The sequence below is a fragment of the Claveliimonas bilis genome (assembly GCF_020892095.1).
GTDB lineage: Bacteria > Bacillota > Clostridia > Lachnospirales > Lachnospiraceae > Claveliimonas > Claveliimonas bilis.
Window position 1 is genome coordinate 2,651,639 of the sequence record NZ_AP024845.1, and the last position, 16,252, is coordinate 2,667,890.

Below are 16,252 nucleotides of genomic sequence, written 5' to 3' on the forward strand. Positions count from 1 at the left end.
ATATAAACAAGCAATGAGAGGATGGACACTGCATGGAAGAGAACATTGTAAAATTTGAGGAAAAGCTGAAGGATCTTCTTGCCCTTGGAAAGAAGAAAAAGAGTATTCTGGAAATCCAGGAGATCAATGATTTTTTCTCAGATATGGAGCTCAACTCTGAGCAGATGGAGAAGGTATTTGATTATTTGGAAGCAAACAATATTGATGTGCTCCGGATCAGTGCAGACGATGATGCGGACGATGATGTGGAGATCATGCTTTCGGACGAGGACGAGGTAGATATTGAAAAGATCGATCTGTCTGTTCCGGACGGAATCAGTATTGAAGATCCTGTGCGTATGTACTTAAAGGAAATCGGAAAGGTGCCGCTTCTTTCAGCAGAGGAAGAAGTGGAGCTTGCAAAGCGCATGGCAGAAGGAGACGAGGATGCGAAGAAGCGTCTTGCAGAAGCTAACTTAAGGCTGGTAGTCAGCATTGCGAAACGTTATGTGGGAAGAGGGATGCTTTTCCTGGATCTGATTCAGGAAGGCAACTTAGGACTGATCAAGGCCGTAGAAAAATTTGATTATGAGAAGGGCTTTAAATTCAGCACCTATGCTACATGGTGGATCCGCCAGGCGATTACAAGGGCTATTGCCGACCAGGCAAGAACGATCCGTATTCCGGTTCATATGGTAGAGACCATCAATAAATTGATCCGTGTGTCCAGACAATTGCTGCAGGAACTGGGGCGTGAACCCACGCCGGAGGAAATTGCCGAAGAGTTGGACATGCCGGTGGAGCGTGTGCGGGAAATTCTGAAGATTTCCCAGGAGCCGGTGTCTTTGGAGACTCCGATCGGAGAAGAAGAGGACAGCCATCTTGGCGACTTCATACAGGACGACAATGTGCCGGTTCCGGCAGAGGCAGCAGCGGCAACGCTTCTGAAAGAACAGCTGGATGAGGTGCTTGACACCCTGACAGAGAGGGAGCAGAAGGTATTGAGGCTCCGGTTCGGTATGAACGATGGCCGTGCCCGCACTCTGGAGGAGGTAGGCAAAGAATTTGATGTTACAAGAGAGCGTATCCGCCAGATTGAGGCTAAAGCGCTCAGAAAGCTGCGCCATCCAAGCCGCAGCAGAAAATTAAGAGATTATCTGGATTAAGGAAGAGGCGCCTATGGAACTATCAAAAAGACTGTCTGCCGTGGCAGGTCTTGTGACAGAGGGCGCCTCTGTTGCAGATATTGGCACGGATCACGGTTATATTCCGATCTACCTGGCCCGGAAATGCAAAGAGGGAAAATGGATCGCCATGGATATCAATTCCGGTCCTCTCCAGCGGGCAAAGGAGCATATCCGGGAATATGGCCTGGAGGAAAAGATTGAGACAAGGCTTTCAGACGGACTTTCAGCATTAAAGCCGGGAGAAGTACATACAATGATCGCAGCGGGAATGGGAGGAGGTCTTGTCATACACATTATGGAAAAGGATCCTTCCGTGACTGCTAAGATCCGGGAGTTTATTTTGCAGCCGCAGTCAGAAATCTCAAAAGTCCGGTTTTATCTGGAGGAGAGCGGCTACCGGATTGTTTGTGAGGATATGGTGGAAGAGGACGGAAAATATTATCCCATGATGAAAGCGGTTCATGGGAAGGAAGAGAAACCCTATGAAGAAGAGGAACTTCTTTATGGAAGGGAACTTTTGAAAAGAAAGCATCCGGTTCTTAAGAAGTATCTCTTTCGTGAGAGACAGATCCGGGAAGGGATCCTTGGGGAGTTAAAGAAAGTGGAAAATGAGAGGGCGAGGATCCGGGAGAAAGAGCTGGAACATGAGCTGAAAATAATAGAAAGAGCACTGCAAAGATACGAAAAGTAAAGGAGCTGGGAAAAGATGTTGTGCAAAGAAGTTATCGATGTGATTGAAGCGGCTTATCCGCGAAGCTATGCAATGGACTGGGATAATGTGGGATTGCTTGTGGGAAGAGATGACAAGGAAGTGCGGCGCATTTATGTGGCGCTGGATGCTACAGATGATGTGATCGAACAGGCAGCAGACTGGAGAGCGGATATGCTTATCACTCACCATCCCATGATCTTTACAGGATTAAAAAGGATCAATAATCTTGACTTTGTCGGAGCCAGAATTTTAAAATTGATCCAGAATGATATCTCCTATTATGCTATGCACACAAACTATGATGTGCTTGGAATGGCAGAGCTTTCCGGCAGGAAGATGGATTTCGGAGAGACAGAAGTCCTGGAAGTGACATCCCGGGAAGAAAGGGATGAAGGGATCGGAAGAGTAGCTGACCTGAAAACGCCCATGACTCTGAAAGAGCTTTGCTGGCTTGTAAAGGATAAATTCCATCTGGGTGCCGTGAAGGTGTTCGGGGACATGGATCAAAAGATCAAAAGGCCGGCCATCTCCCCCGGAGCCGGGAAGAGTATGATAAAAGCGGCTCTTGATAAAAAGGCAGATGTGCTGATCACCGGTGATATCGACCATCATACAGGAATTGATGCGGTTGCCCAGGGGCTTGCTGTCATTGATGCAGGACATTATGGAATCGAACATATTTTTATTGAGGATGTCAGAATATATCTGGAGGAAAAGCTGCCTGGCATAGAGGCAGCAGCCGCTCCGGTCTGCCATCCCTTCCAGATTGTATAGAAGAGGGACTTAAATATATGGAAGAAAAAACATATCAGGTTAAGACATCGGGAAATTTAAGAGAATATCCGGCAGGAACAAGTTACGGAGAGATTGCCCGCGATTTTCAGAAAGATTATAAAAACGACATTGTCCTTGTGTTTGCCAATGGGAAGCTTCAGGAGCTGCATAAAACGCTGCAGTGCGATACAGAGATTAAATTTGTCACTACCGGGGATGAGATCGGACATAAGACATACAAAAGAAGCATGTGTTTTATGCTTGTCAAGGCAATCTATGACGTGACAGAGCACCGTCTGGTAGACAAGGTGAGGATCCACTATTCAGTAAGCCAGGGATATTACTGTACCATTGAGGGGAAAGTGACTCTGGACAGAGAATTTTTGCAGCGTGTCACAGACCGGATGAATGAGATGGTGGCAGAAGATATGCCCATTCGTAAACGGACGGTTCATACAGATGAAGCCATTGAGCTTTTCCGCAAGCACGGTATGTACGATAAAGAGAGGCTTTTTGCCTACCGCCGTGTGTCCAGGGTCAATATTTACAGTATGAATGAATTTGAAGACTACTATTATGGATATATGGTGCCAAGTGCGGGATATCTGAAATATTTTGCGCTCTATCTTTACGATGAGGGATTTGTGATACAGATGCCTACGATGGAGTCGCCCAGAACACTGGAACCGTTTGTGCCTCAAAGTAAACTGTTTCATGTGCTGAAGGAGTCAACAGGCTGGGGAGATATGCTGGGTATAGAGACTGTTGGCGCACTGAATGACAAGATTACAAAAAGCGATATGAGAGAAGTGGTTCTTGTGCAGGAAGCCATGCAGGAGAAAAGGATCGCGGAAATTGCCGGTATGATCGCCAAAAAGCCGGAAAGAAAAATTGTATTGATCGCTGGCCCATCCTCTTCAGGAAAGACAACATTTTCACACCGGCTGTCTATTCAGCTTCGGGCAATAGGCATGACGCCCCATCCCATTGCAGTAGATAATTATTTCGTGGAGAGGGAAGATACGCCAAAGGACGCCAAGGGTGAGTATGATTTTGAATGTCTGGAAGCAGTAGATACCGCCCTGTTCAACGCCCAGATGGAAGATCTTTTGAAAGGGAGAGAGGTTGTGCTTCCGGTCTTTAATTTTAAAACAGGGCATAAAGACTTCTCCGGTCCGCCGAAAAGACTGGGCCCAAGCGATGTGCTGGTGATAGAAGGGATTCACTGTCTGAATCCTCGTCTGACACAGTCTCTTCCGGATAAGAATAAATTTAAAATCTATATCAGCGCACTGACGCAGCTGAATATTGATGAACACAACCGTATTCCGACAACAGACGGACGTCTCATACGCAGGATTGTCCGGGATGCAAGAACCAGGGGAGCCTCGGCCAGAAGAACGATCTCTATGTGGCCTTCTGTACGGAAAGGGGAGGAGAAAAATATCTTTCCTTATCAGGAGGAAGCAGATATTATGTTCAATTCTGCCCTGATTTATGAGCTGGCTGTCCTGAAACAGTATATAGAGCCCCTGTTGTTTGGTATTGAGCGGGACTGCAGAGAATATCAGGAGGCCAAAAGACTTCTGAAATTTCTGGATTATTTTGTGGGAATCGGGAGCGAGATTGTTCCGGCTAATTCCCTTCTTAGGGAATTTATCGGGGGAGGATGCTTTAAAGTATAGAGAGCGCCGGTTTAAGGCCGGCGCTCTTTGCTGTCTTTTGGATAATAAAATGCAGTAAAATTTTCCAGGCGGGAGGACATGTTGATCATGAGAAGATCAGCAAGTGCCAGGGCAGCCATGGCCTCCACAACAACGACGGCCCGGGGAACGATGACAGGATCGTGTCTTCCGTGTATGGAAAGTTCTATTTCTTTTCCATCTGAGGTTACGGTGTGCTGCGGGCGTGCAATAGATGGCGTGGGTTTGACGGCGGCGCGGAAGATCAGGGTGCTGCCGTCGCTTAAGCCGCCCAGGGTGCCGCCGGAGTGGTTGGTCCTTTTCCGGATACGGGAACCATCAAAAGTAAAAGCATCATTGTTGTCACTGCCTTTTGCAAGGGCAGAGCGAAAACCGTCTCCGATCTCTACTCCCTTCACCGCGCCGATGGACATGACTGCCTGTGCAAGAGCGGCGTCCAGTTTGTGAAAGACAGGTTCGCCGATTCCTGCCGGAATCCCTTCGATCTGACATTCGATGATTCCGCCGGAAGAATCCTGGTTTTTGATACAGGATTCCAGATAGGCGGAAGCTTCTTCGCTGAAAGATCTGGAAGGCATATACAGCGGATTTTCCGAAATTTGAGTGAAATCATATTCTCCGTCCGGAACAGAGATGGGCCCAATGGACTTTGTATATGCAGTTATGCGGATGCCCACGCTTTCGAGAAGACGGCAGGCAACTGCACCGGCGGCCACTCTTCCGATAGTTTCACGTCCGGAGGAGCGCCCTCCGCCTCTGTAGTCGCGGAAACCGTATTTTTGATCAAAGGTAAAATCAGCATGTCCGGGGCGAAAGCAGTTTTTCAGTGTATCGTAATCCCTGGAAATCTGATCGTTGTTTCTTATTATAATAGAAATGGGAGTTCCGGTTGTCCGGCCTTCAAATACGCCGGATAAAATTTCGGCGGTATCCTTTTCGCGGCGGGCTGTAGTAAATTTTCCCTGACCGGGACGACGGCGGTCCAGATATTTTTGAATATCATTTTCGCAAAGAGAAAGTCCGGAAGGACATCCGTCTACTACAGCTCCCAGGGCAGGGCCGTGGGATTCTCCCCATGTTGTTACTGTAAATAAAGTGCCATAAGTAGAGCCAGCCATAGGTACAAAAATCTCCTTTGTCATATTTAAAATAAATGTTAAAAGTTATTAAGTTTTATTATAAAGGGCAGACGGCTTGTTGACAAGAGATTGGCAGAACACTATAATGACTACATATTGAGTTAAAAAAGAGGAGTAATTCATAAATGAGTGACAAAGAAAAAAATGTAGACCCCATGGAGCGCTCTTCAGATGAAATTGTCCAGGAGACAATGAAGGAAATATATGATGAAATTAACAACTCCGATCTAAAGGAGGAAGTAAATAGTCATGATACAGATGAAGAGGCGCTGGAAGAACTTCAGGAAGAACTTCGGAAAGGAGAAATGGAGGAACCGGCTGCAGAAACAGAAGAAGAGACGGATGAGGAAGATGCGGAAGAAGCAGAAGAAAATCCGGAAGATTGGATGGATTATGACAGCGGCGTTATATCTTTCGATGAAAGTGATTTTAGAGACAGGGAAGAAGACGAAGAAAACTTAGAATCAGATGCGGAAGAAACAGAACTTCCGGATGAGGAAGATGATTTCGAGGAAGATCCGCGTCTGGTACGTCATCGCCGCAAGAAACTTGCGGTGAGGATCATCCTGATCATTGTAGGGGTACTGATTCTTGCCTATCTTGGAGCGGCGCTGTTTTTTAACAGCCATTTCTATTTCTTTACGAAGATCAACGGGACGGAATTTTCAGCTAAAACCGTGGAGCAGGTTGAAAAATATATGGAAGGTCAGGTTGCAGACTATGAGCTGACGCTGGAGGAAATTGACGGCGGAACAGAAGTGATCGACGGCACCGATATTGATCTGGAATACGTAAAAGGTGATGAGCTGAATAAGCTTTTGAAGGAGCAAAATCCGCTGCTGTGGATCACTGCGCTCTGGGATCACCCGGAGATTACAGCACCGGTAGGGGTGGAGTTCGATGAAAGTAAACTGACAGAAGTATTGAATAACCTGACCTGTATGGATCCGGAAGAACAGGTGAAATCTGAGTCGGCCCGGCCGGTATTCGAAAATACAGAATTTGTGATTCAGCCGGAAGTGGTGGGATCAGAAATTGATACAGAGAAGTTTACGGAAGCTGTGAAAACAGCAGTCGGAGGCTTTGTCAGCACACTTGATATGGAAGAGGCGGGATGCTATATTCTGCCGGCCTTTACATCGGAATCCGAGGAAGTGATCGCGGCGAAGGATAAAATGAACAGTTATCTTGGGGCCCACATTGCATATGACTTCAGCCCTTATACAGAGGTGGTGGATTCGTCTGTGATCTCACAGTGGGTTACAGTAGATGACAGCATGAATGTTACCTTTGATCAGGATGCAGTACGCGCTTATATTCAGGATCTTGCCAATAAATACGATACTTATGGGAAGACAAGGACAATTACAACCGGTTCGGGAAATACCGCACAGGTGGAAGGCGGAAGCTATGGATGGCAGATTGACCAGGAGGCAGAGTATACTGCTTTGACGGCAAATATCGAAAAAGCGGAAACCGTTACAAGAGAGCCGCAGTATGCAAGACGGGCTGCTTCTCATGAGGGCAACGATTTTGGTACAAGTTATGTGGAGATTGATCTGACAAACCAGCATGTGTGGGTATTTGTTAATGGTCAGTGTGTAGTGGAGACGGACTGTGTAACGGGAAATCCCAATCAGGGAAACGGAACTCCTCAGGGAACTTATTCTATTGCATATAAACAGCAGGATACGACCCTGCGGGGACCTAAGAAAGAGGACGGCACTTATGAATGGGAGTCGCCGGTATCCTACTGGATGCCGTTTAATGGAGGGATCGGATTGCATGATGCAAGCTGGCAGCCAACTTTTGGCGGGGACTGGTATTTATCCCATGGTTCCCACGGCTGTGTAAACCTACCGCCTTCTGTAGCTCCGACGGTATATGCCAATATTGAGGCAGGCACTCCGGTTGTATGCCACTATTAAAAGAGGATACGGATATGTATGAATTATTAAAGAAAGACGGAGAGGCCCGCAGGGGGCGGCTCCATACAGTACACGGGGTCATTGAGACCCCTGTATTTATGAATGTAGGTACTGTGGCAGCCATCAAGGGAGCTGTTTCTACAGATGATCTAAGACAGATCGGAACACAGGTGGAGTTGTCTAATACCTATCATCTCCATGTGAGGCCGGGAGATAAGATTGTCAGACAGTTGGGCGGACTTCACAAATTTATGTCCTGGGACAGGCCTATTTTGACAGATTCCGGAGGGTTTCAGGTATTTTCCCTTGCAGGTCTTAGAAAAATCAAAGAAGAAGGCGTATATTTCCAGTCACATATTGACGGACACAAAATATTTATGGGTCCCGAGGAGAGTATGCAGATTCAATCGAATCTCGGGTCTACCATTGCTATGGCTTTTGACGAGTGCCCTTCCAGTGTGGCCAAAAAGGACTATATCGAGCAGTCTGTGGCAAGAACAACGAGATGGCTGGCAAGATGCAAAGAAGAGATGGAGAGGCTGAACAGCCTGTCGGATACGATCAATCCCCATCAGCTTCTCTTCGGTATCAACCAGGGAGGAATTTATGAGGATATCCGGATCCGCCATGCAGATGAGATCCGGCAGATGGATCTTTCGGGCTATGCGATCGGAGGCCTTGCTGTTGGAGAGTCTCACGAGGATATGTATCGGATTCTGGACGCTGTCGTGCCTCATCTTCCACAGGACAAACCAATTTATCTGATGGGAGTCGGTACGCCGGCTAATATCCTGGAAGCGGTGGACAGAGGGGTAGACTTCTTTGATTGCGTTTACCCAAGCAGGAACGGACGTCATGGTCATGTTTATACAAAACAGGGCAAGAGAAATCTTTTTAATGCAAAATATGAGCTGGATGACCGTCCGATCGAGGAGGGATGCGGATGCCCTGCATGCAGATCTTATTCCCGCGCTTACATCCGTCATCTTCTGAAAGCGAAAGAAATGTTGGGAATGCGCCTGTGCGTGCTTCATAACCTCTATTTCTACAATCATCTGATGGAAGAGATTCGGGAGGCGATTGAACAGGGAACCTATAAGGAGTTTAAGAAAAGGACTCTGGAAGGCATGCTAAGTCAGGGGAAATAGAAAGATGACACAAAAAGTACTTGATGAAAACAGTATTATTGTGTATGATAATAACAGTGCATAAGATAGAAATGGTAGGAGGAATTTATTTATGAATTATGCTTTAGCAGCCGGAAGCTTCCTGAATAGTCCCATCGGGATTATCCTTATATATGTTGTCATTATCGGTGGTTTCTGGTTTATTCTTATGAGACCGCAGAAAAAGGAACAGAAAAGGCTCGCAGCTATGATCGCTGACATGGAGGTAGGAGATACAGTATTGACTACCAGCGGATTTTATGGCGTAGTGATCGACCTGACTGACGATGACGTAATTGTTGAGTTTGGAAGCAACAAAAATTGCCGTATTCCAATGCAAAAGGCAGCAATTGCACAGGTGGAAAAGGCAAATCAGGATTAATCCATTTGTTTAGAATTAAAATTGTTTAAGAGATGAAAGAACCGGTATTTCCGGTTCTTTTCTGTTTACGGGACGTTTTGTTCTTTCTTGGAAAAGAAGAATATCATTTTTACATATAAAAAAGGAAAATGTGTAAATTTTATGGAGAAAATGTGAAAAAGTTGAAAAAATTATCGGAATTATGTTATGATTTTTTTGTATCAGTGTGATGCCATTGTGCAAAGAAAATGTGGTCTGAAACACAAGATTCTTTAGAAATGGCTTTATATGAATAATTAATAAAGGGTAAGGAGGTAAAAGGTAAATGAAAAAAGGAAAATTGCTGATACCAATGCTTTTCATGTGCATGGTTTTGACCGCAGTCCCTGCTATGAAAAGCAATGCGGAAGATGCCGAGGGGGAGCAGACATCTTCAGAGATTCAGGATGAAAATTCACAGAGTCAGGAATCCGTTACTGCTATGGATGAAAACGGAAATATTACAGAAGTCGGCGATTCAGATGGAGTGGTTGAAGACGAAGGAAGCAATGCCCGGGCAAGAAGCAGTTCGCCGATGATCGTCAATTTTAATACGAAAAGCAATGAGACAACCAGTTATACGGAAGACGGAACAGGGAAAGCCGGCTATGTTAACGGAGATTATGGCGCAGATGCGGCTTATCTTGGGACAAGCAATGGCAAAGTCAAATTTATGATGTCGGGCGTTATTGGCTGGGTGGATGAATCGGAAGTACAGGTTATAAGCCTGGATGCGGTTGAAGTAGTCAGCGGATATGAAGTGGAAGACGGAAGGCTGCTTCACTGTATTGTGTATGATATGACTACACCTGGGTACAGAAGCCGTCTGGATAATGGAGAGGCTCCTTCTTACTTGACTTCCGGACAAAAATATTACAGTTATGACGGTCATTATTTTTATACCGATTACGAAACTATGATCTCAGATTATCAGAATAATACACGCTCCCATTCTGTGAATCCGGATCAGCCGTATTATAATTATTATCAATATCTTCCGCTGCGAAGCCAGACATTATACAGCGGAGACAGTTTAAACACCATGATTGCCGCAAAAGTGTCAGGCAGTTCCAAAATGAGCGGTACGGGAAGCGATTTTGTTAATGCACAGGAAGCTTACGGGGTAAATGCGCTTCTGATGGTGAGTATAGCAGGAAATGAAAGCGCCTGGGGAACCAGTTCGATCGCATCCGGAAAAAACAATCTATTCGGGCTGAATGCCGTTGATGCTTCGCCGGGTGAGAGCGCAGATACATTCTCAAGTGTTCAGGCATGTATTGAAGATTTTGCATGCGGATGGATGTCGCAGAGTTATCTTGATCCGTCCAGCTCTACATATTCAGGAGGATTCCTTGGTAATAAAGGAAGCGGGCTTAATGTAAAATATGCGTCGGATCCGTACTGGGGTGAAAAGGCTGCCAACATTGCCTACAATTTGGATCAGGCGGCAGGAAGTCAGGATTGCGGAAGCTATACCATCGGTATTAAAGATACGCTTGCATCCAGCCATAATACAGTAAATGTAAGACAGGAGAGCAATACAAGTTCAACAGTCCTTTATCAGACTGGAACCAGCGCAAATTATGCTGTTTTGATTTTGGACAGCAACAGCACAAATGGATTTTATCGCATTCAGAGTGACGCCGTGCTAAATGCGGACAGAACATCTGTTGCATCAGCAGGAGAATATAGTTTTGATTCCATGTATGCTTATATTTCCGCAGACTATGTAACTGTTGTGAATACAGGAACGGTATCTGCAGAAGATCCTGTGACAAAGACTCTCCAGTCTATTTATATTGCAGCAGCACCATCCAAGACAGAATACTCGGAAGGGGAAACTTTTGATCCTTCCGGAATCAGTGTAAGGGCAGTGTGGAGTGATGGAACCGAGACAGATGTATCGGGAGAGATTACCTACAGTCAGGAAGCATTGACAACAGCAGATACAGAAGTACAGCTTCAGTATACTTCCGGAGGAGTGACTGTATCAGCGGCACAAAGCATTACCGTTAAGGCGGCTGCCGACGATGAAACGGAGACAAACGATCCGGCAGATACCGACGAGGGAAGCGGAACAAATAATCCTGCAGACACGAATGACGGAAGCGGAACAAATGATCCGGCAGATACCAACGATGGAACTGAGACAAACGATCCAGCGGACACGAATGACGGAAGCGGAACAAATGATCCGACGGATACCAACGATGGAAGCGTGACAAACGATCCAGCGGATATAACGGATTCGGCCGACAGTATTGAGCCAGGAACAGATACGAAAACGACAGAAGCTGCCGATCAGGAAGAGCAGGATTCAAACGTCCGTCAGGCAGCACCAAGAACAGGAGATACTTCTTCTGTTGGAATTTGGATAGCGTTGGCAGCGGCAGCAGTGATCATCATCATAGCCGCAGTTGTTATTAAAAAGCGAAAGAAATAAATAAAATCCATGCTGATAGAGCAAGTAGCTTATGAATAAGTGGATGCAATCAAGAAAAGAAAGGGAAAAAACTGAATAGGAAAATCGAAAACTGCCGTTGAAGGAACACCTATTCCTACAACGGCAGTTTTATTTTATAAAATAATTAAAAACCGAGGACACTCTATTTTTTGTGTTAATTCACTGTGAAAGGGTTGAAACAAGTCATAAAATGAGATATTATTAAAAAATAATGAAATTTGTATAGAAAGGAAGAGGTGTATGGATCTGAAGATTGGAGTGATCAAAGGCGATGGTATCGGGCCGGAGATTGTCACAGAGGCCATGAAGGTTTTAGATAAAGTTGGAAATGTATATGGACATACCTGCCATTATGAACAGCTTCTTTTGGGAGGCGCCTCTATTGATGTGCACGGAATCCCTCTGACCGATGAGACAATAGAAAAAGCAAAAGCCTGCGATGCAGTATTAATGGGATCCATAGGGGGAGATGCAAAAACTTCACCCTGGTATCAGCTTGAGCCGGATAAAAGACCGGAGGCCGGACTTTTGAAAATAAGAAAGGCGCTGAATCTTTTTGCCAATCTGCGGCCTGCAGTTTTGTATGATGAATTGAAAGGAGCCTGTCCTTTGAAAGAAGACATTACGGAGGGCGGTTTTGATATGATGATCATGCGTGAGCTGACCGGAGGTCTGTATTTTGGAGAAAGGAAAACCGTAGAGGAAGATGGCGTTATGACAGCCTATGATTCTCTCACCTATAATGAAAATGAGATCAGAAGGATTGCAAAGCGTGCTTTTGACGTTGCGGAAAAGAGACGATGCAAAGTAACAAGTGTGGATAAGGCGAATGTACTGGATTCTTCCAGACTTTGGAGAAAAGTTGTGGAAGACGTGGCAAAAGAGTATCCGAACGTTGAGTTGGAACATATGCTGGTAGACAATTGTGCGATGCAGCTGGTAAAAGATCCGCGTCAGTTTGATGTGATCTTGACAGAGAATATGTTTGGCGACATTCTCTCTGACGAAGCCAGTATGGTGACCGGATCTATTGGAATGCTGGCAAGTGCCAGTCTGAATGAAACAAAATTCGGCCTGTATGAGCCAAGCGGAGGTTCCGCCCCGGATATTGCCGGAAAAGGAATAGCTAATCCGATCGCAACCATTTTATCCGCTGCTATGATGCTAAGATTCAGTTTTGACCTGGATCAGGAGGCAGACGCCATTGAAGCGGCAGTAGAGAAAGTCCTGAAAGACGGGTATCGTACGATAGATATTATGTCGGAGGGCAAGAAGCAGATTGGCACAAAAGAGATGGGAGATCGGATCGCAGCATATATTTAGATACAATTTTACACAGGGTATATTGCAGTTTTACACAGGGTATTTTCTAATTTGGGACGTAGTAAAGTTTAAAAGTGTTACGTCCCAAATTGCAACGGAGGATTGAATATGAGAAGTGATAATGTAAAAAAGGGCGTGCAGCAGGCACCCCACCGTTCGTTATTTAATGCGTTAGGATACACGAAAGAAGAGCTTGACCGTCCACTGATCGGTATTGTCAGCTCTTACAATGAGATTGTTCCAGGACACATGAATCTGGATAAGATCGTGAATGCAGTGAAGATGGGTGTGGCAATGGCAGGGGGAACCCCTATTGTATTTCCGGCCATTGCAGTGTGTGACGGAATCGCCATGGGACACATTGGTATGAAATATTCTCTTGTGACCCGTGATCTTATTGCAGATTCTACGGAAGCGATGGCAATGGCCCATCAGTTCGACGGACTTGTTATGGTTCCGAATTGTGATAAGAATGTGCCTGGGCTTCTGATGGCGGCAGCCCGGATCAATGTGCCGACAATTTTTGTCAGCGGCGGTCCAATGATGGCCGGACACGTACATGGCGAAAAAACAAGTCTTTCCAGTATGTTTGAAGCAGTTGGCGCTCATGCGGCAGGAAAGATGGACGATGAAGGACTTCTGGAGATGGAAAACAAGGCATGTCCCACATGCGGATCCTGTTCCGGGATGTATACAGCAAACAGCATGAACTGTCTGACAGAGGTTCTCGGAATGGGACTTGCAGGAAACGGAACGATTCCGGCAGTTTATTCCGAGCGTATCCGTCTTGCAAAACATGCCGGAATGCAGATCATGGAATTGGTAAGAAAAAATATCTGTCCAAGAGATATTATGACGAAGGAGGCAATCCTCAATGCCCTGACTGTAGATATGGCACTTGGATGCTCCACCAACAGTATGCTGCATCTGCCGGCGATCGCTCATGAGATCGGTATGGATTTCGAGATCGATTTCGCAAACGGAATCAGTGAGAAGACTCCGAATCTCTGCCACCTTGCACCAGCAGGCCATACTTATATTGAAGATCTCAATGAGGCGGGCGGCGTTTACGCTGTCATGTCTGAGCTGAATAAAAAAGGACTTCTCCATACGGAGTGTATGACTGTAACCGGAAAGACAGTTGGCGAAAACATCAAAGGAGCGGTGAACAAAAATCATAACGTCATCCGGCCCATCGACAATCCATACAGCGAAACGGGCGGCCTTGCAGTTTTGAAAGGCAACCTGGCTCCTGACGGAAGCGTGGTAAAACGGTCTGCAGTTGTAGATGAAATGCTGGTTCACGAAGGGCCTGCAAGAGTCTTTGACTGTGAGGAAGATGCGATCGCAGCGATCAAAGGAGGAAAAATTGTAGAAGGTGATGTGGTTGTGATCCGCTATGTAGGGCCCAAGGGAGGTCCCGGAATGCCGGAAATGCTCAATCCAACCTCTGCTATTGCCGGAATGGGACTTGGATCCAGTGTAGCGCTGATCACAGACGGACGTTTCAGCGGTGCATCCAGAGGAGCGTCTATCGGACATGTTTCACCGGAAGCCGCAGTGGGCGGCCCCATTGCTTTTGTAGAAGAAGGAGATATAATCAAGATCGATATTCCCGGACTGAAAATCGAACTGGATGTTCCGGATGAAGTATTGGAAGAAAGGAAGAAAAACTGGCAGCCTCGTGAACCTAAGATTACAACAGGATATCTGGCAAGATATGCTTCCATGGTTACTTCGGGAAATCGCGGCGCTGTATTGGAAATTCCAAAAAAATAAATAAAAGTAGGAAAAGAGTGATGAAATGCAGTTGACAGGTGCAGAAATTGTTATTGAATGTTTAAAAGAACAGGGTGTTGATACAGTATTCGGCTATCCGGGGGGAGCAATCCTGAATGTATATGATGAGCTGTATAAGCATAGTAATGAAATCAGACACATTCTTACATCCCATGAACAGGGAGCAGCCCATGCGGCGGACGGCTATGCCAGAGCAACAGGGCGAGTAGGGGTATGCTTTGCCACCAGCGGGCCGGGCGCAACGAATCTTGTGACAGGAATTGCGACAGCATATATGGACTCTATTCCAATCGTTGCAATTACCTGTAATGTAGGAGTATCCTTACTTGGAAAAGACAGTTTCCAGGAAATTGATATTGCAGGTATTACCATGCCTATTACAAAGCATAACTATATTGTGAAGGATGTAACAAAACTGGCAGATACCATCCGCAAAGCCTTCGTAATCGCAAAAAAGGGGCGTCCGGGGCCGGTTCTTATCGATATTCCGAAAGATATTACCAGCACAGTGACAGAATATGAGCCGGCAGTGATCGAGCCGGTAATGCCCTCTGAAGAAGTGTGCGAGGAAGATATCCAAACAGCTTTGGAAATGATCCGTCAGTCCAAAAAACCCTACGTCTTTGTAGGCGGCGGCGCGATTTTGTCTGGTGCTCATAAGGAATTGTATGAGTTTATAAAGAAAGTAGATGCTCCTGTGACAGACTCTCTTATGGGAAAAGGAGCATTTCCCGGAACAGATGAACTTTATACCGGGATGATAGGAATGCATGGAACAAAAACAGCAGATTACGGTGTGGATGAATGTGACCTTCTGATCGTAGCCGGCGCTCGTTTCAGCGACCGTGTTACCGGAAATGTGAAGGAGTTTGCAAAACATGCCAAAATCCTTCAGTTTGATGTAGATGCAGCTGAGATGAACAAAAATGTGCTTATCACAGAAGGAGTGATCGGTGATCTGAAGGTGACTCTTAAAAGGATTAATGAGCTTTTGGAACAGCAGGATCACAGCGAGTGGAAAGAAAAGATTATGGCTTACAAGGAAAAATATCCTCTCGTTTATCCAAGTGAAGGGTTGACTGGTCCTTTTGTAGTGGAAGAAATCTACCGTCAGACAAAAGGAGAAGCGATCATTGTAACAGAGGTTGGTCAGCATCAGATGTGGGCGGCACAGTATTATAAGTACACAAAACCGCGTACTTTGCTCACTTCCGGCGGACTCGGAACTATGGGATACGGGCTTGGCGCCGCGCTTGGGGCAAAGACCGGAATGCCGGATAAGACAGTAGTCAATATTGCCGGGGATGGATGTTTCCGTATGAACATGAATGAAATTGCCACAGCGGTAAGAAGCAATATTCCGGTGATTCAAGTAGTGATCAACAATCATGTGCTGGGAATGGTACGTCAGTGGCAGGATTTGTTCTATGGAAAAAGATATTCCCAGACTGTTCTTAATGATGCAGTGGATTTTGTAAAGCTGGCAGAAGCGATGGGAGCAGAAGGCGTCCGGGTAACTACACGGGAAGAATTTCAGGAGGCCTTTGCAAGAGCGCTGACTCTCGGAAAACCTATTGTCATTGACTGTCAGATTGATAAAGACGAGAAAGTATGGCCGATGGTGGCGCCGGGAGCGCCGATTCGGGAAGCCTTTGACGAAGCGGATATGTAGAAATA

Annotated in this window: 12 protein-coding genes; 11 read left to right on the forward strand and 1 reads right to left on the reverse strand. The window is 45.9% G+C overall.

Annotation, left to right across the window (positions count from 1 at the left end; translation table 11 throughout):
- Window positions 1–32 precede the first annotated feature (32 nt).
- Genes rpoD through EUBC25_RS12885 form a run of 4 tightly spaced genes read left to right on the forward strand, consistent with a single transcriptional unit; the run spans window position 33 to window position 4,337 of the window.
- Window positions 33–1,145, forward strand: coding sequence for an RNA polymerase sigma factor RpoD (rpoD, locus tag EUBC25_RS12870; protein WP_230105882.1), 1,113 nt, complete (start codon window positions 33–35; stop codon window positions 1,143–1,145).
- Window positions 1,146–1,158: 13 nt separating this feature from the next.
- A complete protein-coding gene (locus tag EUBC25_RS12875) occupies window positions 1,159–1,857 on the forward strand; it encodes a tRNA (adenine(22)-N(1))-methyltransferase (RefSeq protein WP_230105883.1) in 699 nt (232 codons plus the stop codon).
- A 15-nt stretch (window positions 1,858–1,872) separates the two neighbouring features.
- Window positions 1,873–2,652, forward strand: a complete 780-nt coding sequence (locus EUBC25_RS12880; RefSeq protein WP_230105884.1) for a Nif3-like dinuclear metal center hexameric protein — start codon at window positions 1,873–1,875, stop codon at window positions 2,650–2,652.
- Window positions 2,653–2,669: 17 nt separating this feature from the next.
- Window positions 2,670–4,337: a nucleoside kinase gene (locus EUBC25_RS12885; protein ID WP_230105885.1), complete on the forward strand. Its 1,668-nt coding sequence runs from the start codon at window positions 2,670–2,672 to the stop codon at window positions 4,335–4,337.
- Window positions 4,338–4,348: 11 nt separating this feature from the next.
- On the opposite strand, the gene aroC is transcribed toward EUBC25_RS12885, so the two are convergent.
- The gene (gene aroC / locus EUBC25_RS12890) at window positions 4,349–5,473 is read right to left on the reverse strand and encodes a chorismate synthase (protein ID WP_230105886.1); all 1,125 of its coding nucleotides are present in this window, start codon (window positions 5,471–5,473) and stop codon (window positions 4,349–4,351) included.
- Window positions 5,474–5,619: 146 nt separating this feature from the next.
- Between aroC and EUBC25_RS12895 the strand changes: the two genes are divergently transcribed.
- From EUBC25_RS12895 to ilvB, 7 genes are all read left to right on the forward strand, one after another.
- Entirely contained in the window at window positions 5,620–7,422 is a 1,803-nt protein-coding gene (locus tag EUBC25_RS12895) for a L,D-transpeptidase family protein (RefSeq protein WP_230105887.1), read from the forward strand.
- Window positions 7,423–7,436: 14 nt separating this feature from the next.
- On the forward strand, window positions 7,437–8,570 hold the full coding sequence (gene tgt / locus EUBC25_RS12900; protein WP_230105888.1) for a tRNA guanosine(34) transglycosylase Tgt: 1,134 nt from the start codon (window positions 7,437–7,439) through the stop codon (window positions 8,568–8,570).
- Window positions 8,571–8,661: 91 nt separating this feature from the next.
- Window positions 8,662–8,970 (forward strand): preprotein translocase subunit YajC, encoded by a 309-nt coding sequence (gene yajC, locus EUBC25_RS12905; RefSeq protein WP_230105889.1) that lies wholly within the window; start codon window positions 8,662–8,664, stop codon window positions 8,968–8,970.
- 304 nt (window positions 8,971–9,274) lie between these two features.
- Complete coding sequence (locus tag EUBC25_RS12910) at window positions 9,275–11,431, forward strand: glucosaminidase domain-containing protein (RefSeq protein WP_230105890.1); 2,157 nt, start codon at window positions 9,275–9,277, stop codon at window positions 11,429–11,431.
- Window positions 11,432–11,692: 261 nt separating this feature from the next.
- On the forward strand, window positions 11,693–12,775 hold the full coding sequence (gene leuB / locus EUBC25_RS12915; protein ID WP_230105891.1) for a 3-isopropylmalate dehydrogenase: 1,083 nt from the start codon (window positions 11,693–11,695) through the stop codon (window positions 12,773–12,775).
- Window positions 12,776–12,883: 108 nt separating this feature from the next.
- A complete protein-coding gene (ilvD, locus tag EUBC25_RS12920) occupies window positions 12,884–14,554 on the forward strand; it encodes a dihydroxy-acid dehydratase (protein WP_230105892.1) in 1,671 nt (556 codons plus the stop codon).
- Between the two features lie 25 nt (window positions 14,555–14,579).
- Window positions 14,580–16,247, forward strand: coding sequence for a biosynthetic-type acetolactate synthase large subunit (gene ilvB / locus EUBC25_RS12925; protein WP_230105893.1), 1,668 nt, complete (start codon window positions 14,580–14,582; stop codon window positions 16,245–16,247).
- Window positions 16,248–16,252: the final 5 nt, after the last annotated feature.